This window comes from Flavivirga rizhaonensis, assembly GCF_004791695.1.
Taxonomy (GTDB): Bacteria; Bacteroidota; Bacteroidia; order Flavobacteriales; family Flavobacteriaceae; genus Flavivirga; species Flavivirga rizhaonensis.
This window is the reverse complement of sequence record NZ_SRSO01000036.1, coordinates 12,252-35,934: the sequence shown is the minus strand read 5'-3', so window position 1 is coordinate 35,934 and position 23,683 is coordinate 12,252. Positions and strand designations below refer to the sequence as shown.

Annotated in this window: 22 protein-coding genes; 12 read left to right on the top strand and 10 right to left on the bottom strand. The window is 31.7% G+C overall.

Annotation, left to right across the window (positions count from 1 at the left end):
• Nucleotides 1-2: 2 nt before the first annotated feature.
• The 4 genes from EM932_RS18640 to EM932_RS18625 all read right to left on the bottom strand — a co-directional run bounded on the left by EM932_RS18640 (nucleotide 3) and on the right by EM932_RS18625 (nucleotide 3,023).
• The gene (locus EM932_RS18640; protein ID WP_135878720.1) at nucleotides 3-473 is read right to left on the bottom strand and encodes a DUF2975 domain-containing protein; all 471 of its coding nucleotides are present in this window, start codon (nucleotides 471-473) and stop codon (nucleotides 3-5) included.
• A 106-nt stretch (nucleotides 474-579) separates the two neighbouring features.
• Nucleotides 580-1,269 (bottom strand): CPBP family intramembrane glutamic endopeptidase, encoded by a 690-nt coding sequence (locus EM932_RS18635; protein WP_135878719.1) that lies wholly within the window; start codon nucleotides 1,267-1,269, stop codon nucleotides 580-582.
• Between the two features lie 9 nt (nucleotides 1,270-1,278).
• Nucleotides 1,279-2,496, bottom strand: a complete 1,218-nt coding sequence (locus tag EM932_RS18630) for a hypothetical protein (protein ID WP_135878718.1) — start codon at nucleotides 2,494-2,496, stop codon at nucleotides 1,279-1,281.
• A 2-nt stretch (nucleotides 2,497-2,498) separates the two neighbouring features.
• On the bottom strand, nucleotides 2,499-3,023 hold the full coding sequence (locus EM932_RS18625; protein ID WP_135878717.1) for a DUF2975 domain-containing protein: 525 nt from the start codon (nucleotides 3,021-3,023) through the stop codon (nucleotides 2,499-2,501).
• A gap of 149 nt (nucleotides 3,024-3,172) precedes the next feature.
• Here EM932_RS18625 and EM932_RS18620 point away from each other — a divergent pair, with 149 nt between their 5' ends.
• The 6 genes from EM932_RS18620 (at nucleotide 3,173) to EM932_RS18595 (ending at nucleotide 8,403) form a co-directional block, all read left to right on the top strand.
• A complete protein-coding gene (locus EM932_RS18620; RefSeq protein WP_135878716.1) occupies nucleotides 3,173-4,324 on the top strand; it encodes an aminotransferase class I/II-fold pyridoxal phosphate-dependent enzyme in 1,152 nt (383 codons plus the stop codon).
• Nucleotides 4,325-4,380: 56 nt separating this feature from the next.
• Entirely contained in the window at nucleotides 4,381-4,794 is a 414-nt protein-coding gene (locus EM932_RS18615; protein ID WP_135878715.1) for a putative signal transducing protein, read from the top strand.
• Nucleotides 4,791-5,399, top strand: coding sequence for a dethiobiotin synthase (gene bioD / locus EM932_RS18610; RefSeq protein ID WP_135878714.1), 609 nt, complete (start codon nucleotides 4,791-4,793; stop codon nucleotides 5,397-5,399). The genes EM932_RS18615 and bioD overlap by 4 nt, the downstream gene beginning before the upstream one ends.
• A gap of 63 nt (nucleotides 5,400-5,462) precedes the next feature.
• A complete protein-coding gene (locus EM932_RS18605; RefSeq protein WP_135878713.1) occupies nucleotides 5,463-5,741 on the top strand; it encodes a GIY-YIG nuclease family protein in 279 nt (92 codons plus the stop codon).
• A 39-nt stretch (nucleotides 5,742-5,780) separates the two neighbouring features.
• A complete protein-coding gene (gene bioA / locus EM932_RS18600) occupies nucleotides 5,781-7,046 on the top strand; it encodes an adenosylmethionine--8-amino-7-oxononanoate transaminase (RefSeq protein WP_135878730.1) in 1,266 nt (421 codons plus the stop codon).
• Nucleotides 7,047-7,212: 166 nt separating this feature from the next.
• Nucleotides 7,213-8,403, top strand: coding sequence for a beta-ketoacyl synthase N-terminal-like domain-containing protein (locus EM932_RS18595; RefSeq protein ID WP_135878712.1), 1,191 nt, complete (start codon nucleotides 7,213-7,215; stop codon nucleotides 8,401-8,403).
• A gap of 2 nt (nucleotides 8,404-8,405) precedes the next feature.
• Here EM932_RS18595 and EM932_RS18590 read toward each other — a convergent pair whose 3' ends face one another.
• Entirely contained in the window at nucleotides 8,406-9,893 is a 1,488-nt protein-coding gene (locus tag EM932_RS18590) for a TlpA family protein disulfide reductase (protein WP_135878711.1), read from the bottom strand.
• 247 nt (nucleotides 9,894-10,140) lie between these two features.
• On the opposite strand from EM932_RS18590, the gene EM932_RS20975 reads away from it, so the two are divergent.
• The 3 genes from EM932_RS20975 (at nucleotide 10,141) to EM932_RS18580 (ending at nucleotide 12,419) form a co-directional block, all read left to right on the top strand.
• Nucleotides 10,141-10,281 (top strand): hypothetical protein, encoded by a 141-nt coding sequence (locus tag EM932_RS20975; protein ID WP_170179848.1) that lies wholly within the window; start codon nucleotides 10,141-10,143, stop codon nucleotides 10,279-10,281.
• A gap of 124 nt (nucleotides 10,282-10,405) precedes the next feature.
• The gene (locus EM932_RS18585; RefSeq protein ID WP_135878710.1) at nucleotides 10,406-11,038 is read left to right on the top strand and encodes a hypothetical protein; all 633 of its coding nucleotides are present in this window, start codon (nucleotides 10,406-10,408) and stop codon (nucleotides 11,036-11,038) included.
• Nucleotides 11,007-12,419 carry a flotillin family protein gene (locus tag EM932_RS18580; RefSeq protein WP_135878709.1) on the top strand — a complete coding sequence of 471 codons (1,413 nt, stop codon included), beginning with the start codon at nucleotides 11,007-11,009 and terminating at the stop codon, nucleotides 12,417-12,419. Before EM932_RS18585 ends, EM932_RS18580 begins: the two co-directional genes overlap by 32 nt.
• A gap of 137 nt (nucleotides 12,420-12,556) precedes the next feature.
• Here the strand turns inward: EM932_RS18580 and EM932_RS18575 are convergent, their stop codons facing one another.
• The gene (locus EM932_RS18575) at nucleotides 12,557-12,865 is read right to left on the bottom strand and encodes a sugar-transfer associated ATP-grasp domain-containing protein (RefSeq protein WP_135878708.1); all 309 of its coding nucleotides are present in this window, start codon (nucleotides 12,863-12,865) and stop codon (nucleotides 12,557-12,559) included.
• Between the two features lie 201 nt (nucleotides 12,866-13,066).
• Between EM932_RS18575 and bioB the strand changes: the two genes are divergently transcribed.
• Together bioB and EM932_RS18565 are read left to right on the top strand one after the other, a co-directional pair.
• Nucleotides 13,067-14,161 (top strand): biotin synthase BioB, encoded by a 1,095-nt coding sequence (gene bioB / locus EM932_RS18570; protein ID WP_135878707.1) that lies wholly within the window; start codon nucleotides 13,067-13,069, stop codon nucleotides 14,159-14,161.
• Nucleotides 14,162-14,316: 155 nt separating this feature from the next.
• Nucleotides 14,317-15,189 carry a cupin-like domain-containing protein gene (locus EM932_RS18565; RefSeq protein ID WP_135878706.1) on the top strand — a complete coding sequence of 291 codons (873 nt, stop codon included), beginning with the start codon at nucleotides 14,317-14,319 and terminating at the stop codon, nucleotides 15,187-15,189.
• Here the strand turns inward: EM932_RS18565 and EM932_RS18560 are convergent.
• A complete protein-coding gene (locus tag EM932_RS18560; RefSeq protein WP_135878705.1) occupies nucleotides 15,179-15,655 on the bottom strand; it encodes a regulatory protein RecX in 477 nt (158 codons plus the stop codon). The two genes, EM932_RS18565 and EM932_RS18560, sit on opposite strands and share 11 nt — an antisense overlap.
• A 106-nt stretch (nucleotides 15,656-15,761) precedes the next feature.
• On the opposite strand from EM932_RS18560, the gene EM932_RS18555 reads away from it, so the two are divergent.
• Nucleotides 15,762-18,116 carry a T9SS type A sorting domain-containing protein gene (locus tag EM932_RS18555; RefSeq protein ID WP_170179847.1) on the top strand — a complete coding sequence of 785 codons (2,355 nt, stop codon included), beginning with the start codon at nucleotides 15,762-15,764 and terminating at the stop codon, nucleotides 18,114-18,116.
• A gap of 58 nt (nucleotides 18,117-18,174) precedes the next feature.
• Here EM932_RS18555 and EM932_RS18550 read toward each other — a convergent pair whose 3' ends face one another.
• Genes EM932_RS18550 through porZ form a run of 3 tightly spaced genes read right to left on the bottom strand, consistent with a single transcriptional unit; the run spans nucleotide 18,175 to nucleotide 23,653 of the window.
• A complete protein-coding gene (locus EM932_RS18550; RefSeq protein ID WP_135878703.1) occupies nucleotides 18,175-20,586 on the bottom strand; it encodes a TonB-dependent receptor plug domain-containing protein in 2,412 nt (803 codons plus the stop codon).
• Nucleotides 20,587-20,591: 5 nt separating this feature from the next.
• Nucleotides 20,592-21,311 carry a DNA repair protein RecO gene (gene recO, locus EM932_RS18545; protein WP_135878702.1) on the bottom strand — a complete coding sequence of 240 codons (720 nt, stop codon included), beginning with the start codon at nucleotides 21,309-21,311 and terminating at the stop codon, nucleotides 20,592-20,594.
• Complete coding sequence (gene porZ / locus EM932_RS18540) at nucleotides 21,311-23,653, bottom strand: type IX secretion system anionic LPS delivery protein PorZ (protein ID WP_135878701.1); 2,343 nt, start codon at nucleotides 23,651-23,653, stop codon at nucleotides 21,311-21,313. Before porZ ends, recO begins: the two co-directional genes overlap by 1 nt.
• Nucleotides 23,654-23,683: the final 30 nt, after the last annotated feature.

Sequence of the window (23,683 nt, the reverse complement as noted above, 5' to 3'; positions counted from 1 at the left end):
GGTTATATGGTTAAATCGTTTTCTTCCTTTAGAATTGTACCGCTTTTTATAAAGTCTGAAAAAACAAAAAGCCCTAAACCTACTAATAAAACAAAAAAGTATTGAACAAAGTTGGTTATAAATACATTCAACTCTAACTCACTTTTGATTATGATATTAAATATAAAACCTATCACGCCAAAAAGAATAAGAAAAAGCCCTCCCTTTTTAAATCTAACCTCACTTACCTTGTTATAAAAACCATACTTTATAATAGCTTTTAATGCTTGTTGAATTTTAAACAGGCCCATAAACAAAAGTAATCCGCGACAAAATATGACCAAATGGTTAAATATCCCCAACACTTTATCATCATGCGGTTTTTGATACAAAAAATCTGGAATGACTAAAATTACTATTAAGACTAATAATAGTATCAAAAATAAAATATTGATAAAAAGTAGAAGTTTATATAAAAGATTTATGTTTTTCATGATTAAGATCCTTTAAAGTATTAGGAGTATTTATTTGCTAAATTAACGGTTTTACCAAAACTAGCTTTTATTAAAATCTTTAGTTTAATGCCATATTATTTCAGGGTTATTTTAAAAATGTGAGATATCCTATTGAATAGGTATTAAGAATGCAATGCACAATAATTAACACCCATAGATTACGACCTGAAGCATAATACCCAATTCCCATAAACAAACCAATTAGCCCTGTTGTTATGGATATTTCTGATAAATCATAAGAATGTCTAAAACCAAATAATACAGCTTGAATGGTTATGGCCAGACCTATTTTGAATGATGAATTAAAAAGCAAACCCTCCAACCAATTCATTAAAAATCCTCTATCAATTAATTCTTCAAGCATAGATTCAATCCAAATGAAAAAAATAATTGAAAAGAATAATAATAAATTTCCTTTTAAATAGGCAAACTTATTATCTGTGTTTTCATTTGTAGGAAAAACATCAGGGAAATAATTTTTTAGGACTTTTGTCATAATTGCCATCACTAAAACAGCCACTATAATTGATACACCAACCCATAATTGCTTTTTAATATTTTCTGGTTTACGGAGGCCTAAATCTTTCCAAGACACATCGCGCTTTTTCATTCTCCAGTTTGCCACTATTAGTGCCATAATCGAACCCAAAATAACACTACCCAAGTGCCCAAATACATTAATTTCTCTAACTAAAAAAAGTATAGATAGATAAATGAATATATCCAAGGCATAACTTTTAAAGTTAATTTGAGTAGTTTTTTCTTTTAAAATCATAACGCTTTATTAATATTGATAAGGCTTTTCAGTAATCCACTGAAATTTTCTACTTATTAACTTAAAATCATCGTCAGATTTCTTATTCAAGAGTATATTTAACGTATCGCCATAAATAATGCCTTGCATTTTTAATCTCACTTTATTCTGAAATTTAAAAGACAAAACTTGAAGTGTAGAATCGTTTTCATTTGATAGCATCATTTGTTGTTTGTCTACATCCACATTCATTTTAAAGCGTTCCAAATCATCCGTCATTTTTTTAACAACAGCTTTTCTTTTTTCATCAATAATAAAATAGCGCCATCTTGTAGCATCTGTTAAAAGTGGTGGAAGTAATTGCTTATTTTTCTGAAAAGACTCTACCTCCCAAACACCATGAAGCATCGATTTATCTGTTAGCAGTCCTCTAACATCTATTTTTAAAAAACATTGCGCTACAACAACTACTAAAATGAGTACCCCAACACCCTTCTTAAAGACAGAAATAAACGTTCTGAATTTATTTTTCTTTAAAGGCGTATAAAGCTCATTTTTTTCAACGTTTCTGTTTCTTATAAAAAAATCAATCAGTCTTTTTCTATCAGACATCAGCAAAATCAATGACATCAATATAATATGAGTAGAGAATAGTTTTACAGGAATATCATATGTTAAATTCATGACTAAAACATTACTCATAACGCCTAGTATAATTAAGCTTCCTAAAGTTGTAGTTCTTTTAGAAAGCAATAAAAGACCACCTAACACCTCAGCAAAGCCTAGAAAGATGTTATACATAAAAGAATGCCCCATGAATGTCCATGCTAACCCCATGGGCGATAATTCTCCAATAGGTTGTATCAATTTTTCATAGCTATGCGACGTAAATTGTACTTTAAACACCTTTGCCATTCCGTACAATTGCATGATAACAAATAACATGAACCTTATAAAAACAAGAAATCCATAATGTAGCTTATCATAAGTTTCTCTTTTTTGGTCTAAAAGACTCCAAATAGATGTTATTATTAGCGTTAATAATACATTGAACCATAAGCGTACAAAATCAAATTTTCTGTCGCCACTTCCTGTACTTTTAAATTCAATGTCGTTACCCCAATCTAAAACATGTAATGAGAACCCATTTAAAATAGATTCTAACCAAGGTGAAGTGATGAATAATAATACATAAGTGATGAAATAGACAAAAATTAGCCTAAATCCTATTTTTTTAATAAGTTCCATGACTATATGGTTAGATCGTTTTCTTCTTGTGTTTTCTTAGCTTGTTTGAATATCTCTGCGAGGATATAAAAAGCTAATCCAGCTGGGATTAAAAAAGTAAATTCGGCTTTAAGTTCATTAAAAAAATTGAACGAAGATTTTCCTATGGATGCCAGAAGAAATCTTAAAACAAGAACACTAATCGTATACCAAATAAAGATATTCCCTATCTTTTTGAAATACTTTATATTATTATTACTAAAGTAATCCCCATTTTCTATCTCTTTTAGAATTGATAAAAAATAAGAAAAACCATAAATAAGATAGCCTCTCCAAATAAATAAACCAGCACTAATCACATAATAACTCCATTGTATCGCATTTTTTGAAGTAAACCAAGATTCATTTTTATCTGCAAATTTTGCCCAACTTTGAAATTCTTTAAACTGGTTAAAATCAAATTCTCTAATATCATTAAGCAAAATGGAAGCTAAAGACAGCAAAATAACCCAAGTCATAATAGTTAAAATATTTGTATTGTCTTTCATTATATATTTATAAAATTATTGTTTAACGATAACAAATATACAAAAATTATCGAAAAACAATAATTTTATCAAAATAAAGATATTTTACACTCACAGATTAGACCTGTCAGGTTTTTAAAACCTGACAGGTCTTTTAGTATCTTTACCCCATGTTTCCTAAAAAACTATATCAAAAACTTGAAGAACGTAAAGCTAATAATGCCTTACGCCAACTAGGAACTCAAAATAATTTAATCGATTTTTCCTCTAACGATTATTTAGGATTTTCAAAATCTGAAATCATTTTTAATAATACTCATGAGTTTTTAGTTGGACATAATATGATTCATAATGGGGCAACAGGCTCAAGGTTACTTTCTGGAAACCATCCGCTTTTCAATATTGTTGAATCCTTATTATCTAATTTTCATAATAGCGAATCTACCTTAATTTTTAATTCAGGCTACGATGCTAATTTGGGGTTCTTCTCTGCTGTTCCGCAACGTGGAGATATTATTTTATACGACGAATATAGTCATGCTTCCATTCGTGATGGTATAAAACTCTCTAATGCCAAAGCTTATAAGTTTAAGCATAATGATTCGGAGGATCTAAAATGTCACCTCGAGCGCAGTCGAGAGGTCTCACAAAAAACGAATACTTATGTTGTTACAGAATCCATTTTCTCAATGGATGGTGATTCACCAGATTTAAAAAGAATAGTCCAACTATGTAAAAAACACCATGCCTTATTAATTGTAGATGAAGCGCATGCCGTTGGTATTTTGGGAGAACACGGTGTTGGTTTAGTCCAGTATTTAAAATTAGAAAAGGACATTTTTGCCCGAATTATCACTTTTGGAAAAGCCATTGGTACGCATGGTGCTGCGATTTTAGGAAGTGACTCTTTAAAGCAGTATTTGGTGAATTTTGCTCGAAGTTTTATCTATACTACGGCTCTAACACCTCATACTTTAGCTACTATTCATTCGGCTTATCATGAATTGGTTTTAACCCAGAACAGAGAACAACTTCATAAAAATATTACTCATTTTAAAAGTGAGATTATTAAAAATGGGCTTCAAAACTATTTTATAGAAAGTCATTCTCCTATTCATTGCTGTATTATTTCCGGGAATGATGCTGTGAAACTAATTGCCCGAAAGTTTCAAGAACACGGTTTTAATATAAAACCTATATTATCACCAACAGTTCCAAAAGAACAAGAACGATTGCGTTTTTGTTTACATGCGTTTAATTCTGAAGAAGACATATCCGAAGTTTTAAAAGGACTTACTATTTTTATGACAAAGTCATACTGAACTTGCTTTTACTAAACCTGTTTCAGTATTTCATTAAAACTTTCGAAAACTATTTTATGAGTGATACGTTTAAAACAATAGCCAGATTTCAATATTCATCTGAAGCGCAAATTATTAAAGGGCGGTTAGAAGCAGAAGGCATTCAAGTTTTTCTGTCAGACCACTTAACTATAGATACAGACCCATTGGTAAGTAATGCTATAGGAGGTGTTAAGCTAAAAGTATTATCACGTCAGGCATTAAAGGCGCAACATATTTTAGATACTATTAAAAAATATTCTCTTGATGATGAAGGTAACACCATCAATTGTCCAAATTGTAAAAGTGAAAAAGTCGAATTATTTTCTACAATAAAAGATGTTAAATCATTATTCTGGTTTATTTTTGGGTTTTTATTTTCTTCACTTCCTTTTTATACAAAACACAAGTATAAATGCGAAGATTGTAAAACAGAATTCGATTTAAAATGAAAACATATTTCATCACAGGAATATCTACCGATGTTGGTAAAACTATTGTCTCAGCTATAGTAACTGAAGCTTTGCACGCTGACTATTGGAAGCCGATTCAAGCGGGAGAATTAGAACATGACGATAAGCATACCGTTGAAAAACTTATCACCAATACCAAGTCTAAAATTCACCCAAATAGTTATGCCTTAGAAACCCCTATGAGTCCTCATGCAGCAGCAGCTATTGATGGGGTTTCAATTGATATAAAGCAGATTAATGCCCCAAAAACTAAAAATCATTTAGTCATTGAAGGCGCAGGTGGGTTACTAGTACCCATAAATGATACGCAAACTATTTTAGACCTTATTAAACCTGATTATAAAGTGATTGTTGTTTCCAGGCATTATCTTGGAAGTATTAATCACACTCTGTTAACGGTAAATGCTTTAAAAGAAAAAGGGTTCGACGTCTCTATTATTTTTAGTGGTAATGAACATAAAACCACTGAGGGTATCATTTATAAAATGACAAAAGCCCCTGTTATTGGACGTATTAATGAAGAGCCTTATTTTGATAAAAATGTAGTGAGTGAATATGCCGAATTATTTAAAGATAGGTTGTAAGTTTCGTCACACTGAACTTGCACGTGCTGAACTTGTTTCAGTATTTCGTGTCACATAATAAATATGAAATCAAGCTACGTATACATATTAACAAATAAATACAGAACTACATTTTATATTGGAATTACAGCAAATCTATCAAAACGGTTAGAAGAACATTATGATGAAACTGCTTCAAAATTCACTAAAAAATACAACATAAAAGATTTAATCTATTTCGAAGAGTTTTCAGATATTGAACAAGCAATTGCCAGAGAAAAACAATTAAAAAATTGGCACAAAGAATGGAAACTCAATTTGATCAAAGAATTGAATCCAACTTTAAAAACTTTAGATTATTAACATAATGCGATGCTGAAACAAGTTCAGCATGACGAAACTATGAGCTTAAAAGCCCGCGACAAAAAACACCTCTGGCACCCCTTAACGCAACACAAATTGCACCCAGAAACTATTGCCATAACCAAAGCAAAAGGATGTATTTTATATGATGAGGATGGTAACAAATATATTGATGCTATTGCTTCATGGTACACTTGCATGTATGGGCATTGTAACGAATATATAACTAGTCGTGTTGCTACTCAAATGCAACAATTAGATCAAGTGGTTTTTAGTGGCTTTACTCATGAGCCTGCTATAAAATTATCCGAAGCACTCATTAAAATCTTGCCCGACAATCAAAACAAAATTTTCTTTAGTGATAATGGATCAACCTCTATTGAAATTGGGATTAAAATGGCCTTGCAATTTCATTTTAATAAAGGAGAAAAACGCAACACGCTTATTGCTTTTGAAGATGGGTTTCATGGCGATACTTTTGGTGCTATGAGCGTGTCTGGATTATCGGTTTACAACGGTCCTTTTGAAGATTTCTTTTTAGAGGTAAAACGAATTCCAACCCCAAACGGAGAAAATAACGAAGCTATTTTAAACACTTTAAACTCCATAGCAGAAACCAATAAAGTGGCTGGTTTTGTTTACGAGCCTTTAGTACAGGGCGCGGCAGCCATGAAAATGTATGATTCGGAAGGGTTAAATACTATTTTAGGGTTTTGTAAAAAACATAATATTGTTACTGTTGCCGATGAAGTTATGACGGGCTTTGGAAAAACAGGAAAATATTTTGCATCAGATTATATAGACATAAAACCAGATATTATGTGTTTAAGTAAAGCCTTAACTGGTGGTTTAGTTCCTATGGCGCTTACTACATGTTCTGAAGACATTTACAAAGCTTTCTATAGCGATGACATAAAAAAAGGTTTGTTCCACGGGCATACGTATTCGGCAAATCCATTAGCCTGTACTGCTGCTTTAGCAAGCATAGAATTATTACAATCTGAAACTATTCAGCAAAATATAAAAACCATTATTGCTTCTCATAAAGCATTTAATATATATATAAAAACGCACCCAAAAGTAAAATCCACACGACAAACAGGGGTTATTTTCGCTCTGGATTTAAACATAGAAATGAAACGTTACGGTAATTTACGAGATAAACTGTTTAAATTTTTCTTAGACCATGGTGTGTTTCTGCGTCCTTTAGGGAACACTATTTATATTCAAGCACCTTATACGATTACAAAGGAGCAACTACAAAAAATCTATCAAGTTATTGAAGATGCTTTAGATATTGTTTAACCATAGTTAAATTCCTTATAAATCTTTGTTCAACAAATTAATTTCCTCATACGTTTCTTTTATTAAAATATATAGTTTTTCATAAACCCATTCGCCATCCGTTTTATTTGATAAAACCATGTGAAATAAATACAATAAGACTTACTTTTGTCTAAAGTTTAAAATCTTGCAAAAACCAATCTCCATAACCGCTATTTCATCCATTTCTCCGTTAGGAAAATCTCTAGATGACGCATGGAACAGTTATCAAAACGATAAACATTGTCTTTCAGAAAAATTATTTGATAACGAAAAGGCTTTAGTTGCTGAAATTCCTAAAGATGCTAAAGCGTATATTACATTATTACGAGAATCAGATTCCAAATACAAATCTCTTGATGATACTGTTTTATTTGCTATTTATGCTTCTCGACATGCTATAAAACAAGCTGGTTGGAATGGTTCAGACAATTTTGGAATTAATATCGGATCATCCCGTGGCGCTACAGAACTTTTTGAAACCTATCACAAAGATTTTCTTGAAAAAAATAAAACCCAGACATTAAGCTCGCCCACAACCACATTAGGTAATATTTCGTCTTGGGTCGCTCACGATTTACAAACACAAGGTCCCGAAATTAGCCATTCAATAACTTGCTCTACTGCCTTACATGCCATGCTTAATGGTATTGCATGGATAAATTCTGGTATGTGTAATAAATTTTTAGTTGGAGGTAGCGAAGCCCCTCTTACGCCATTTACCATTGCACAAATGCGAGCACTCAAAATATATTCAAAAAACAAATTAAGTGATCCTTGTCATTCAGAGCGCAGCGAAGAATCTTTTCCTTGCCTCGCTTTAGATCTTGAAAAAAAACAAAACACCATGGTTTTAGGGGAAGGTGCCTCAATGGCTTGCTTGGAAACAGGTGAAAAAGAAAATGCTTTGGCCATTATAAAAGGGGTTGGTTATGCCACTGAAATTTTAGAGCATAATATTTCTATTTCGAGTGATGCTCAATGTTTTCAAAAATCGATGCAAATGGCTTTAGGTGGATTAAATCCTAACGATATTGATATTATTGTAATGCATGCACCTGGAACTGTAAAAGGCGATCTTTCAGAATATAGAGCTATAGAAAAAATATTTTGTAACAAAACACCTGCTTTAACTACGAACAAATGGAAGATAGGTCACACCTTTGGAGCTTCCGGGGCTCTGAATATTGAATTTGCAGTTTTAATGTTACAAAATCAAAAATTTATTGGTATTCCTTATTTAGAAAATCAAGAAACACCAAAAAGAATAAAAAATATTCTTGTAAATGCTGTTGGTTTTGGAGGAAATGCAGTTAGTATTTTGTTATCTAAAACATAAAGCTAACGATTTAGTTGAATTAATTGTTTTTCTAAAGCTTCTAATTGAGAAGGATTTTTAGCTTTATTTTCTATAATATGCCCTTCTTCATCTACCAAAAAATATCTTGGAATATAATTTACCCCCATTTCACTAATCTCTTTAGATAATACTTCGTTAGCCCTTAAATGAGTTCCATGCAAATTGTAAAATTTAACCATATCTAACCACTGCTGATGTTTTTCTTCACGGTCTATAGAAACATAAAGACTTTTATAATTGTATTTACTTAATAATTTTTTTAATTCTTGACTGTGTTTAAATTCTTTTTTGCAAGGTCCACACCATGTTGCCCAAAAATCCACATATAATTTCTCTCCTTTCAATGATTTTAGAACCTCATCAAAACTATTAAAGCCTTCATAATCTTTCACAAATCTAATGTCTTCACTAAAAGGTTCTTTTATTGCTTCATGAAATCCTATTACTTCGTTTATCATAGGATTTAGATATTTTGTATAACTACTACTAGGAAATTCTTTTTTGAAATCATTAAAAACAGTTACCAATTCTTTTTCATAATTCTTTTGTATTAAGTTATTGAACAAAAAAGCAGCTTTATAAAATTCTAATCTACTTTTAGGAAGTAACGTATCAACTAGATTTATTGATTCTGTAATCCACGATGAATACTTTCTGGAATTAAACTTTTCGAAATCAAAGTTTACAGTCTCATAGCCTTTATAATACAAATAATTTTCTGCAAAAGCAAAGCCCCACTCTGTATTCTGAAAATCAGATCGCGTAAGCAAATCGTTTTCAAAACATGATTCCCACATAGTTTTAATCTCGCTATTAAACATGCCCTTAGTTCTTTCGTTCATTAAAAATTTAACAAAGCCAATTGTTCCTTTTAAAGCTTCATAATAATATGCCCTATCTAACTTTAACAATTCAAAAAAAGCTTTAGAAATACTATCTTTTTTGTAAAGATTTTCAAACTTTGAAATATCAATATACCTTAAGGAATCTACCTTTGACACAATCACTGAAGCAATCGAATCTTTAAAAAATGGTCTAGCTCCCACTTGGATATGAATAGGATTATTTATTTTATTAAGTTCTTGTTGAGCTAGTTTATTAAAACCATTGATACTCGTAATTTCATTTTTATCCTTTTTATTTAAATCAAAATTTAAGATATATTTTTTATCAGGTTCTACTATCAAAGTTGTATTTGTTATTTGTTGAAAACCATCTTCTTTGGTTATGACTAGTTTTACAAAAGCAGCTTTTTCTAAAGGAAGTTTGATTTGAAAATTACCTAAAGAATCTGGAGTTATTTTTTCTTTAAAAGGACTATAAGCAGCTTCATTAATTGGGGTTGTAAAAGCAACTATATAAGGAGTATCTGCTTTTATATTACCACTAATGATAACTTTAGAGCCATTCTCTTTACAACCAAATATTAAAATAATTAAAAGTAAAAGAGTTCTTTTTAAGAATTTCATAATAAACTATTTTTCTAAAAATACTAATTATTATTTTAAATTATAAATAACAGTTTACGTTTCTTATTATAAAATGAGTATCCATTCGTTAAATTTTTAAGTGACTAATAACTAATTTTTAATAATTGCTATTGTAGTAATTTTAAAACTGAATATTTACCATCTCATGATTATAATTTTCGATGTTATAAAAGATAATTTCTCAGAATATAAGCCAGCTTAAAAAAATTGTAACAAAAAATCAGTTTTGACTACATATAAGAGGAAGATAGGTCACTCCTTTGGAGCATCTGGAGCTTTAAATATTGAACTTGCTGTTTTAATGTTACAGTATCAAGAATTTATTGGTGTGCCATATATGATAATAAAAACACTCCTAAAAAAATAAGAAATATCCTTATAAATACCGTTGGTTTTTTCAGGAAATGTGGTTTCTATTTTACTTTCAAAATAAATTGTAAGCTTATTCAAATAGTCTTACATTTAAATCATTAATTTTTAATTCTCAAACTATGCTAGAGTGGTTTTCAAACTTAGAATTATTTCCAAAAATATATTGGCTAATTGCTATCATTGGGTCACTGATTTTCACAATCGTAATGATATTATCTTTTACTGGAGGCGATGCTGACGGAGTTGGAGATATAGATTCTGAAATTGATGGAGACACAGGAATTGGGTTTCAATTTATCACTTTTAAAAACCTAGTTGGATTTTTTACCATTTTTGGATGGAGTGGTATTGCATGTATAGATGCTGGTTTATCTATGCCCATAACCATTGTCATTTCTATATTCTGCGGACTAATAATGATGGTTATTATGGCCTCCATGTTCTATTTCATGGGTAAACTAACAGATAGTGGTACTTTAAACTATAAAAATGCGATTGATGCCATTGGTGAAGTATATCTTACCATTGGTGCCGATCGATCCAAAATGGGAAAAGTAAGTGTTCGAGTTCAAGGCGCTATGCGCGAACTGGATGCCCTGACAGATTCATTAGTAGAATTAAAATCCGGAACAATAATAAAAGTAGTCGATGTTACCTCAAATGGTATTTTAATCGTCGATCAAACAAGAAAACCAATAGAACCTTTAAAACAACACACTTATGAAATTACTGATAATTCAGGAAGGGCTTAACTTAGGATTTCCTATGGCTCTTATTTTTGGAGTATTATTTATATTCCTTTTTTTAATAGTACTAATTAGACGCTACAAACGCTGTCCTTCCGATAGGATTTTAGTAGTCTACGGAAAAGTAGGTGGCGGGCAATCGGCTAAATGTATTCACGGTGGTGCTGCATTTATTTTACCCGTAATTCAAGATTATGAGTTTCTTGATTTAACACCAATATCGATTGAAGTAAATCTGGTAAATGCCCTTTCTAAACAAAATATCCGTGTAAATGTACCTTCTCGTTTCACCATTGGTGTTTCAACTGAGCCTGGCATCATGCAAAATGCTGCGGAACGTTTATTAGGATTAGGTCAAAATGAAATTCAAGATCTAGCTCAAGAAATTATTTTTGGTCAGTTACGTTTAGTAGTAGCTTCTATGGATATTGAAGAAATTAATTCCGATAGAGATAAATTCTTAGCAAATATTTCGCAATCTGTAGAATCTGAATTAAAGAAAGTCGGATTAAAACTAATCAACGTAAATATCACGGATATTGTTGATGAATCTGGCTATATAGAAGCCTTAGGGAAAGAGGCCGCAGCGCATGCTATTAATGCAGCTCGTAAATCGGTTGCAGAAAAAACAAGAGATGGATCTATTGGTGAAGCTAATGCCGTACAAGATGAAAGAACTCAAGTTGCAGCAGCTAATGCACAAGCCGTAGAAGGTGAAAATACCGCAAAAATTGCTGTGGCCAATTCCGATTCGTTACGTCGTCAAAGAGAAGCAGAAGCAGAACGTGTCGCGATTGCATCTGAAAAAGTTCAAAGCGCAAAAGCATTGGAAGAATCTTATGCTGCTGAAAAAGAAGCCGAAACAGCGAGAGCAGAAAGAGAACGTTCATCTCAAATGGCTGATGTTATTGTTCCTGCTGAAATTGATAAAAAGAAAGTTGAAATTGACGCCGAAGCGGAAGCTGAAAAAATTAGAAGACGCGCCAAAGGTGAAGCTGATGCGATTCTTTTCAAAGCACAAGCAGAAGCAGAAGGGCTATATGAAATCTTAACAAAACAAGCAGCTGGTTTGGACCAAATTGTAAAAGCAGCTGGTAATAATTCTAAAGATGCTGTATTATTATTAATTGCGGATAAACTACCTGAGTTAGTTAAAACACAAGCAGAAGCCATTAAAAATATTAAGATTGACAAAGTAACTGTATGGGAAAATGGTGGTAGTGGAGAAGATGGAAAATCTTCAACAGCTAATTTCCTTTCTGGCATGTATAAATCGGTACCTCCTTTACAAGACATGTTCAATATGGCTGGAATGCAATTACCTGAATATTTAAAAGGGAAAGAGGTCAATGAAAACACTTCAAACAACACTGAAGAAGAAAAATAAGATTCTTTTCAAAAATGTATAAAATATAAGAACCCGACTAACTTCGGGTTTTTATGTTTTAGAAACCTTTTAAGCTGAAAAAAGCTCTTTTAATGCATGTGTAGTTATTCTATACTTTCTTCTTAGTTTAATTCATTTTACTTTTTTAAATCATTTACTAATCTTTTTATATGTCTATTTTTTAACAAACCTCCATATGCATAGTCACTTAAAAAAATATGGGGATCCCAATTTGCTTCAACTATAATCGGACCATTTTGGGTAATTGCAACATCCCAACCTATAAACCTATCTGGTATAATTTTAACGGCATTGACAACTTCTTTGCATGCTTCCTTAAAAAAAGGTATTTCTCTCTTTTTAATCATAAGAGTTATTATTTCCTTTATCATTTTGGAAATACTCTTTTTATCTGGATGTTTTAAGAAAACCAGTATTCTGTTCATACTCTTTAAGGTTCATTATTTAAAGACAAATACAAAGTAGGCAAAATAACACATTTATCATATAATCAGACAATAGTAAAATACAAAATCTTTAGTTTTATAAAAAACGTATGCCTGAATCAATAGGTATATTAATTAGAGAAATATTGAACGTATATTCTATTTAATTAGTATTTTTGATACAGATTATTAACTTCATTTATGAGCGAGATACGACACAACTGGACAAAAGAAGACATCATAAAAATTTATAACAAACCTTTAATGGAGTTGCTTTACGAAGCCGCAACCATTCATCGTTTGCATCATGACCCTAATGTAGTACAAGTATCTACTTTATTATCTATAAAAACAGGAGGGTGCTCAGAAGATTGTGGTTATTGTCCGCAAGCGGCGCGTTATCATACCGATATTGAAGGAAATGATTTAATGTCTGTACAACAAGTAAAAGCACAAGCTTTGCGTGCAAAAGCAACTGGAAGCTCTCGCGTTTGTATGGGGGCTGCATGGCGTAATGTGAAAGATGGTGAAGAATTTGACGAAGTTTTAGAAATGGTACGAACCATCAACAAACTAGATATGGAAGTGTGTTGTACACTTGGAATGATTACTAAAAATCAGGCACAACGATTAGCCGAAGCTGGTTTATATGCTTACAACCATAATTTAGATTCATCTGAAGAATACTATAAAGAAGTTATATCTACAAGAGGCTATCAAGACAGGTTGGATACCATTGACAATGTACGCAAAACTAACGTTACTGTTTGTAGTGGTGGTATCATAGGTATGGGTGAAAACATAGAAGATCGTGCAGGTATGTTAGTCGCTTTATCGACCTTAAATCCGCAACCAGAATCAACTCCAATAAATGCTTTAGTAGCGGTTGAAGGCACGCCTTTAGAAAATGAGAAACCAGTTGAAATTTGGGATATGATTCGTATGGTTGCTACCACACGAATAGTCATGCCAGAAACTCAGGTGCGTTTAAGTGCAGGTAGAACCCATATGTCTAGAGAAGGGCAGGCTATGTGCTTCTTTGCTGGTGCTAATTCCATTTTTGCTGGTGACAAACTATTAACAACTCCAAACCCTGATGTAAATGAAGACATGAAAATGTTTGAATTATTGGGGATGAATCCACAAAAACCATTTACCAAAAAAGTACAACCTCAAACCGTTGAAGCTAGTGATTCTCAATATGAAGCTTTAGGTGAGAAACCTAAATGGACACGACCAGATCATACTATAGAGCGTAACGAAATTGCAAAAGAAAAAGCTAAAACTTTAAAGTAATTATATTTTTAAATAAATTATCACTTTTAAATTTTTATTAAAGTAAGCCAACTTGCTTAAGATGCTTCATTTCAAAAAATTAGAAGTGACTTCCAAAAATACTATTTTTGATTTCATAACGTTTTTTTAACTTTGAAAACTAAACTATTTAAGTATTGGCACTTAATCTGCAAGATATTCCTCGTGTAAAAACCATTAATAAAGCGGATTTTTTAAAATATTATTTTAATCCGCAAAAACCTATTGTTATTGAACGGTTTATAGAGGACTGGCCTGCTTACACCAAATGGAATTTAGATTATATGAAAGCCATAGCTGGTAATATTACTATTCCACTTTACGATGACAGACCTGTAGATTATAAAGATGGGTTTAATGAACCACATGCAAAAATGAAAATGAGCGATTATATAGATTTGCTAAAAAGCGAGCCTACTAAGTATCGTATTTTTCTCTGGAATGCTCTAAAAGAAATACCTGAATTACAAAAAGATTTTACGTTTCCAGATTTTGGGTTACGACTCATGAAAGGAATTCCTATGTTGTTTTTTGGAGGGCGTAATTCCCATACTTTTATGCATTATGATATTGATTTAGCTAATATTTTTCATTTTCATTTTGAAGGCACCAAACAGGTTATTATGTTTGACCAAAAACAAAGTAAATACTTGTATAAAATTCCACATTCTTTAATCACCAGAGAAGACATAGATTTTAACAATCCAGATTTTAAAAAATGGCCCATGCTTAAAAAAGCTAAGGGGCATAAAACCGAATTAAAACATGGTGAAATTTTATACATGCCAGAAGGTTATTGGCATTATATGCGTTATATAACACCTGGTTTTTCTATGAGTTTAAGGGCAATAGCAAGAAATCCTAAAAACTTTAGCAGAGCAATATATAACTTATTGATTATGCGTAATTATGATAATATGATGAGACGTTTAAGAGGTCAAAAATGGATTGATTGGAAAAATGAGCAGGCCATAATAAGAACACATGAAAACAGTACTCTTATTGTATAAGTTCATTTGCTTTTTCATACACTAAATCAGACTCCCACCCTTTATATATTAAAAAATCTATTAATTTCTTTCTTTTCTTAAACTTGTTAGTTTCTTTAATCGAATTTGCCTTTTTTTCGGCTAAATCGTTGAAAACCTCGATATACTCCTCATTTTCGATTTCACTAAGTGCTTGATTTATATTAACTTTGACCACGTCTTTTTTCTTAAGTTCGTAAGTTAAACGTCGTCGCCCCCAATGCTTGATTTTAAACTTACCACTTACGAATGCTTTGGCAAAACGTTCTTCATTAAGAAAGTTATGCTCCAAAAGGTGAACGATTATCATATCGATAGCCTCAGGGATCATATTCATATTAGTTAGTTTTTGTCTAACTTCTTGATGACAACGTTCTTGATACGCACAATAATGCTCTAATTTTTTAGTGGCTTCTTGTACCGTATATGTTATTTTTGATAACTTCATGGTTTCAAAAATAACAATAGATAAATTAACAATAAGAATAAGAATTTATAAAAACCAAATCCACTGTGCTGAGCGTAGTCGAAGTATAGATTTTAAACTTAACATCATGAAAAAAATTACTCCATTGAAATCCCTTGCTTTTTTAATTACATGTTTGCTTGTAGTTACTTTTGGGTATGGGCAAGAAATAATATCATATAGTTCAGTTGCAAATGCTGGATGCAGTGGTATTATTTCATCTGATCCAAATATTGATTTAGTTTCTACCTCAGGTATTTGCAGAAGCTCTGGAATTAACGCAAATGCAGGAGCAACTTATAATTCTAGAGATTGGACTACAAGTGCATCAATTGATGTTAATGATTATTTAGAATGGACTTTAACACCGGATTCTGGTTATGAAATCGATTTAACAACAATGGATTTGACATATGATAGAAGTGGAACTGGTCCAACAATGGTTGATATTCAAGTAGATACTGGCTCTGGTTTCTCTTCCATATTTACTGATGCTTCCGTTTCTGCTGGAACTGAAAATAATAACGGGATAGATTTATCAACAATAACAGGTATCACAGGAACTATTACGTTCAGACTATACGCTTATAATTCTACGGGTGCAACAGGAACTTTTGACATTGATGAAAATACTGCTACTAATAAAGGAATCGTAATAAACGGAACTGTTAGTGCTTTACCAACCTGTTCTTCTCCAACTGTAACATGGACGGCAGGTGCTTGGTCTCCAGTTACTGGCCCAAATATAAATACCCCTGTTATTATTGCAGACGACTACGACACCAGTACAGGAAGTTTTAGAGCTTGTAGTTTAACTGTAAATAGTGGATTTACTTTAAATATCATTGACAATACTTTTGTAGAAGTCCAGAATGATGTAGACGTTGATGGAAATATTACGGTACAGAATCATGGTGCATTTGTTCAAAATGATGACGCTTCATCTTTTACACTTGGTACAGGAACATCTTTAGTGAGAAAAAGCACGTCCATATTAAACAATTGGTATGACTATACATATTGGAGTTCTCCTGTTTCTGGTTTAACCATAGCCACTAGTCCACTAGTGGATTCTGATAGACGTTATTGGTATGATGCCACCAATTACTTAGATATTTTAGCCGAGGTTGGAAATACTGGGGTTTATAACTCAGGTTCAGATGATATTGACGATGACGGGAATGATTGGCAATTTGCTGGTAATACATACACAATGGATGCTGGTGTAGGGTTTGCTGCAACTCACTCCAGAATAGGTTATATTGGAGCTTTGTCTTATAATTACAACTTTAATGGGGCTTTTAATAATGGCCCATATACAACTTCGATCTCTTATAATTCTGCTAATACGGGTGGACATTGGAACCTTATTGGCAACCCATACCCATGCGCTTTAGATTTTAATGCTTTTTATACTGCAAATTCTGCTGTTGTAGATGGTGCTGCCTACCTATGGTCGCATCGAACAGCTCCTTCTAGTACAACCAGTGGAAATGAGAATTTGAATTTTTCACAAAACGATTATGCCATCATAACCGCTGGTAGCGGAAGTATTAATAACTCTGATAATGGAGATGGAGTTTTTCCTAACGACTATATTCCGTCTGGACAAGGCTTTTTTATCGCTGGACTATCAAATGGCAATGTCACTTTTAACAACTCAATGAGAATGGCTGATGGAACTAGCAACTCTCAGTTTTTCAAAAATTCAAATTCAAAAAAGAAAAACAATTCTATTGATAACAAATTATGGGTTAATCTAACATCTGATAATGGCATCTTTAATCAGGTTCTTGTTGCTTATGTTGATGGTGCTACAAACGAAAACGATGGAATGGCATATGATGCACCAAGAATTTTATCTAGTGGAGGGGCTTCTATAATTTACACATTAATTAATGAAGAAAGTAATAAAAAATATGCTATTCAGGGTAAAAACACAAACAGTATAAATGAAGAAGAAGTTATCCCTTTAGGGTTCTATACATCTATTGAATTAGCTACGTTATACAAACTATCTGTTGCTAAGATTCAAGGCGATTTTTTAAACAATAATACCATCTATTTAAAAGATAATATATTAAATAAGATACACGATTTATCTACATCTGATTACACTTTTACATCGGAAGTTGGTGAGTTTAATGACCGCTTTGAAATTGTATTTAATGCCAGTTCTTTATCTGTAGATAATATTGCTACAGACAAAAACAGTCTAAGCATTGTTGAACTAGATAATGACCATGTTCAATTTAAAACCTCAAACAGCCTAAACATTAAAGCAGTAGCCATATATGATCTTTTAGGAAGGCAATTATATAATTTTAAAGGTCAAAAAAGTTCTGAGACTTACAAGCTTTCTAACTTAAACAGCACCATTTACATGGCTCAAGTAACATTATCTAATGGTACAATAATTACAAAAAAAGCAGTAAAAAAATAAAAAAAGAAATTCAAAAATAATATCAAACACCACAGCATAATTTGTTCGTGGTGTTTTTTTACAGGCTATATTTTAAAGACACAATAAGGTTTCTACCTGCCGCTGCAATTCCGGAAGAATATGTTTTATAACGTTGGTCTGTAATATTTTCTAAACTAGCTGTAACCGTGGCTGAATTACTTATTTTACATTGTGCTCTAAAATTGAATGTATACCAAGAGGGGCTATACGGATTTCCATTAGTATCTAACGCATAGATATAGTCTTTTTCAACTTCAGAAGGCGCCAGTTGATTAAAAGAAAGTTCGCTATTATAATTTGCAAACATATCTAACTTTAGCCCTTTAGATGTCCAAACTAAATGTGTGTTTCCAAAATTAGGTGCCACATGACGAATAGGAACTTCTATGCCATCATCTTCTTCTGTTCCTCCTATAATGCTATATTGAGACGTCAAATCGATGTGATTTGTAATCGCTGCTTTTAAACCAATCTCAAAACCATAAATCCATGCTTTTGACGCATTTTGTATCGCCTGTACATTACTTAATTCGCCATCATAAACAATCTCTGTATTACCATTTAAATTATAATCTCTTCGAACTAAAGCATTGTCTAAATAGGTGTAATACGTACTCATATCTAAGATAAACTTCCTATTAAAATCTAGTTTGATTCCTAATTCACCTCCATAGGCATACTCTGGCCTTAAACTTTCATTAGGAACAACTACCGAACCTGGTTCGGAATCAAAGACTTTACCAATATCATCAATATTAGGAGCTCTAAAAGCGGAAGATGCATTAAATTTCCATTGTATGGTTCTATTTGGCGACCACCTAATACCTGCTGTTCCAGTAAGTGCTCCTGCTTCGTTTTTAGATGATTGGAAAGGTAAATTTAAAAAAGCATTGTTTTCTCTAAAATCAGCCTTGGAAACAATATGATTAAAACGCAAACCAGATTGAAAAACAAACTGAGTATTTGGTTTATACTTAATACTAGAATATACTGCAGCAGATTGCCAACTAGCTCCGTTTGGGTATCTGGAAACGGATGACAAGCTTGTATTATTGGATATATCCTCTTCTTTACCTTGAGACATGACTTTATTATAAACATATTCTAGCCCATAAAAAAACTCCGTTTTGGAACTCAATGTTTTTTCTAAGTCTAAATTAAAAGAATAGGCATCTACAGCTTCGTCTCTTACATTTCTTATAGTGGATTGAAAATCTCTGTCTAATCTACTTTCTTGAAAATTTTGATATGCTAAAGTCACCTTGATTTGATCATGCAAATTAGAGTTACTACTTAATTTGGTGACCTGCAGATTAGACATAAACCACTTCTGGGGTCCATAATTCCATTCAGCAGAACGCAAGACATTATTTCTATACCTTATTAAACGATCGTATCTGGGAATATTGGACGTTCTAGTATAGTATAGCCCTAAATCAAAACTTAGATTTTTATAAGGTTCATAACGAACTTTTTGCATGATATTTAATTGGTCATAACCTGAAGATTTTTGAACTCGTGGATCGTTATTTTCGATTATAGCATCCCCTGTATTAGAGACCAGAACATATTCAGGCCTTAAGTAATCATCAGGTCCATTTTTACCCATTTTTAAATCTCCAAAACTCGTGTAACTACCATTAGTTACAAAAGCCCATTTTTTATATCCTAAATTAAAATCGAAATGTCCCGTTTTTTCATCACTAGCCGATGCATATCTTGCTATAATATTTGATTTGAACAGCAATGTATCCGAGTAAGACAATTTTGGTTTCTGTGTATAAAAACTCATAACGCCACCAATAGCATCACTTCCATAAATTACGGAACCCGACCCTAAAGTAACTTCAGTATTTTGTACAGAAAAAGGATCAATAGCAATAACATTTTGTAAATTACCGCCTCTAAAAATGGCATTATTCATTCTTACCCCATCAACAGTAATTAACAATCTATTAGTAGAAAACCCTCTAATCATAGGGCTTCCTCCTCCTAATTGACTTTTTTGAATAAAAACTTTTCCTGTATTTTCTAACAAATCAGCACTTGTTTGTGGGTTTGAAAATTGTACACTTGCGCTACTTACACTAACTATTTTTTGTGGAATATCTCTTTTATTTTGTTCAAATTTTGAAGCAGAAATAACAATCTCTTCTAAGCCTTGTGTATTAGAACTTAAATAAACTCTATTTGATTTTCCCAACTGAAGTTTAGTTATCTTTTTTAAAATATGTGACAAATGTTTAAAGTAAATTATTTCGGTATCCGAAAATTTACTTAAGTCTGCTTCTCCTCTAAAATTAGTAAAAACACTTTCTGACTTGTCTACATTATATATAGCTACTCCAAAAATGGGCTCTTTTGTAAGCTCACTAAATACCTTTATGTTCTGTGCCCTAGAAGATATAGAAACAAGTAAAAAGAAGAAAACTGTGTAAAAAAACTTCATGCTTTTTAATTAAAAACCTGATTAAATATCTGTAACGATTTAGGTGTTTTAAAACTACCCAAATGTAATTCAAAATATAGCAATATCATACTTAAAAATGATTGTCTTTGTCTTGCATTAATTTGCACTGTAGACAATGCATCAAATGTTGTGCCTAATAGTTGTTTTAAAAGTGTTAAATTTTCTCCAGATATAGTATATCTATCTTGTGATTTTATTTCGAACTTACCTTCATTTAAATTAAAAAAAGGATAGTCTATATTTTTTGTATCAGGATAAAACCCTAAATACCTTGTTAAATTAAGCAAAAATAATAAATGAAAGTTTGAATATTCAGAATGTGTATCTAACCATAATAATGTAGTTTCTATATAACTATAAAGTGTTTCGTTTTTTTCTTCTTCTTTTAGTGTATTCGACAATACTTCAGATAAAAACATAACAATAGAACTCTTTAAAACATTAGAGTGCAAACTTGTATAAATAGTATTCAACTTAGTTTCTTTAATAGTTTGTAACGATCTGTTATTCTTATATAAAAAAACTAGTTGTAATTGTGAAAGTAACTGAAAGTAAGCTGTTTTTGAATGTCCTTTTTTATTTTTTAAAACACCTCTTAATAAAAAACTTACAATGCCTAATTGCTCTGTATAGCATCTTACTATTAAATCGTTGTCTCTGTACTTTAATTTAGATAAAACTATGGCATTTGTTGCAATTAACATTACCTAACAACCATTAATTTTAAAACTTTGGTTTCAAATGAATCTAAATCAGAAAGCATAATTAAGTAAACTCCTGAAGCAACAACATTGTTTGCCATGTTTTTTCCATTCCAATAGGCTGTTCCTCCATCTATTTCAAGGTTGTATCCGCCATACCTCTGATTTGTTCTAGATTGTGCCTCGGCTACTAAATTACCTTCAATGTCTGTTATTTTAATATTTACATTTTCTGAGAGGTCCTTAATCTTAACTTTTTCATCTACTATATTAAACCCTGGCCTTACAGGGTTTGGATAAGCAAAAGCATTTTCTAAATCTTCAAATGGGCTTGATCCTCCTGAGCGGAAGGATACTAAGCCTTTGCTTGTAGCTATATAGACGGTACCATTTACCCCATCAATTGAAACATTATTTACATCGTTTGATGGCAAAGGTGAATTATCTTTAGTAAAATGAAATATTGTTTTTTGCCCATCGGAGGATAAGTAAAATATTCCTGAATCAATGGTAGATATCCATTTATTATTGGAACCATCTACTTTAATGTCTGATATAAATTGTTCTGCCAAAAGTTCTTTTGCAATACCATCTTCTTCAATAATGATCTCTTCAACTCGAACATTATCATCTGTAAAAAAGTTTGAGGTATTATATAAAACTCTTAAACCTCCATTTGTCCCTATCCATAATTGCCCTCTTTGGTCTATAGCCAATGAACGAACAGACTTTACAGGAAACCCTTCTTCTTCTTTACTAATACTCTTTAGTAAATTTCCATTTTCATTAAAACCTATTACTCCTTTAGAAAAGGATGCTATAAACTTCGTGCCTAAAGGATCTATAACGACAGTATTAAATCCTAAATTATTATTAATTGGATCATTAATTAACTCGGAAAAACTATAACTTCTCCATTGATTATTACTAGGATTATATGATTTTAAAGGTCTCTCCAGTAACGAAGTAATCGACCATAATAAGCCACTAGTATCAAAAGCTGTCCCAGATAACCGTAGGCTAATAAAATTGGGGCTCCCAGGTAATACTAGTGACTCCAACCCACTATTTGTCTGATTATATTTTATTGTTGGTTTGTCATTATTAATTTCTAATAATCCATCTTGAAAAGAACTAACAAATACCTGATCAGAATTAAAAGGATTTATGGTAATCTTATTTAGATTTCTAGCATTAAACAAACTATCGTATGGTATATTATGCCAATCTTCATCTTTTAAATGACTAATACCATAGCGTCTCATCGGAGATGGGTTATATTGGATTGTAAAATCTCCAAAAGTGACCCACAAACCACTTGACTCAGCTTCAATTGAAAATGGGGTATTCAATAATGGTCCATCCGGATGTATTTCTTCAAAAATTACTGGGTTTAGCAATGGTGTTTTTAAAATTCCAAAATCTTCAGTGCCAATATAAATATTGTCTAAATCAATGATAGCAGTATTATATAGTGTATCAAAAGTAGGATCTATAGAAACTTGAGATACTAAATTAAAATTATCATCATAAACAAATACATCATTTCTTGTAGTCACTATTAAATTTGTATCAACCGCCCTCATATCTAATGGAGCATCGGCATATAAAAATATTTCAGTTAAAGCATCATTAATTATTTGATAAATTCTTCGATTGGCTTCAATAGCATATAACTTATCCAAATGAGTCTCTATTGATAACCAATTACCTGAGTTAACCAATTGCCAGTTTTGATAGTCAATAAGATTAGGACTAGATACAAGTCCTTTTCTAATACCAGCTCCATCCATACAAGCAGCATAAATATAATCGCCAAAAACAGTTGTTTGATTGACTTGTATTTGACTTCCTCCGTTTCCAATAAAATAAGTATCTCCAAACTCTAATTTTTCTAAATCGAAAACAGAAATTCCATAGTTTGTCGAAATATATATAACATTTTGATAGGCATTAAAATGATTAATCCTTTTGTCTGTTGCAGGAATAGTAGGTTTATCAATAATATCAACTACAGAAAGGATATTATCATCATTGTCAAAAGCTATCTCTATCAAGCCATTCTCATAACCGATAACCAATAATTCATATATCTCACTATAATAAATTGTTGAAATGGTTTCTCCTGATAATCCATTAACAGTCGTAAGTTCTTCAATATCGTTTGTTTGTATATCTAAACTAAAAATAGCATTCTCTGCTGCTGCATAAATTTTATTATTGCCTTGTGTTACATCTTTTATTTCATTATATGAAAAATGACCTTCCCACAAAGCAGAAAAATCTTGTGAAAACTGCAATAATGGAAATAAGAAAATTATGAAAACAACTAGTCTTTTAAACATACATACTATTTAGATATTCAAATATATTTA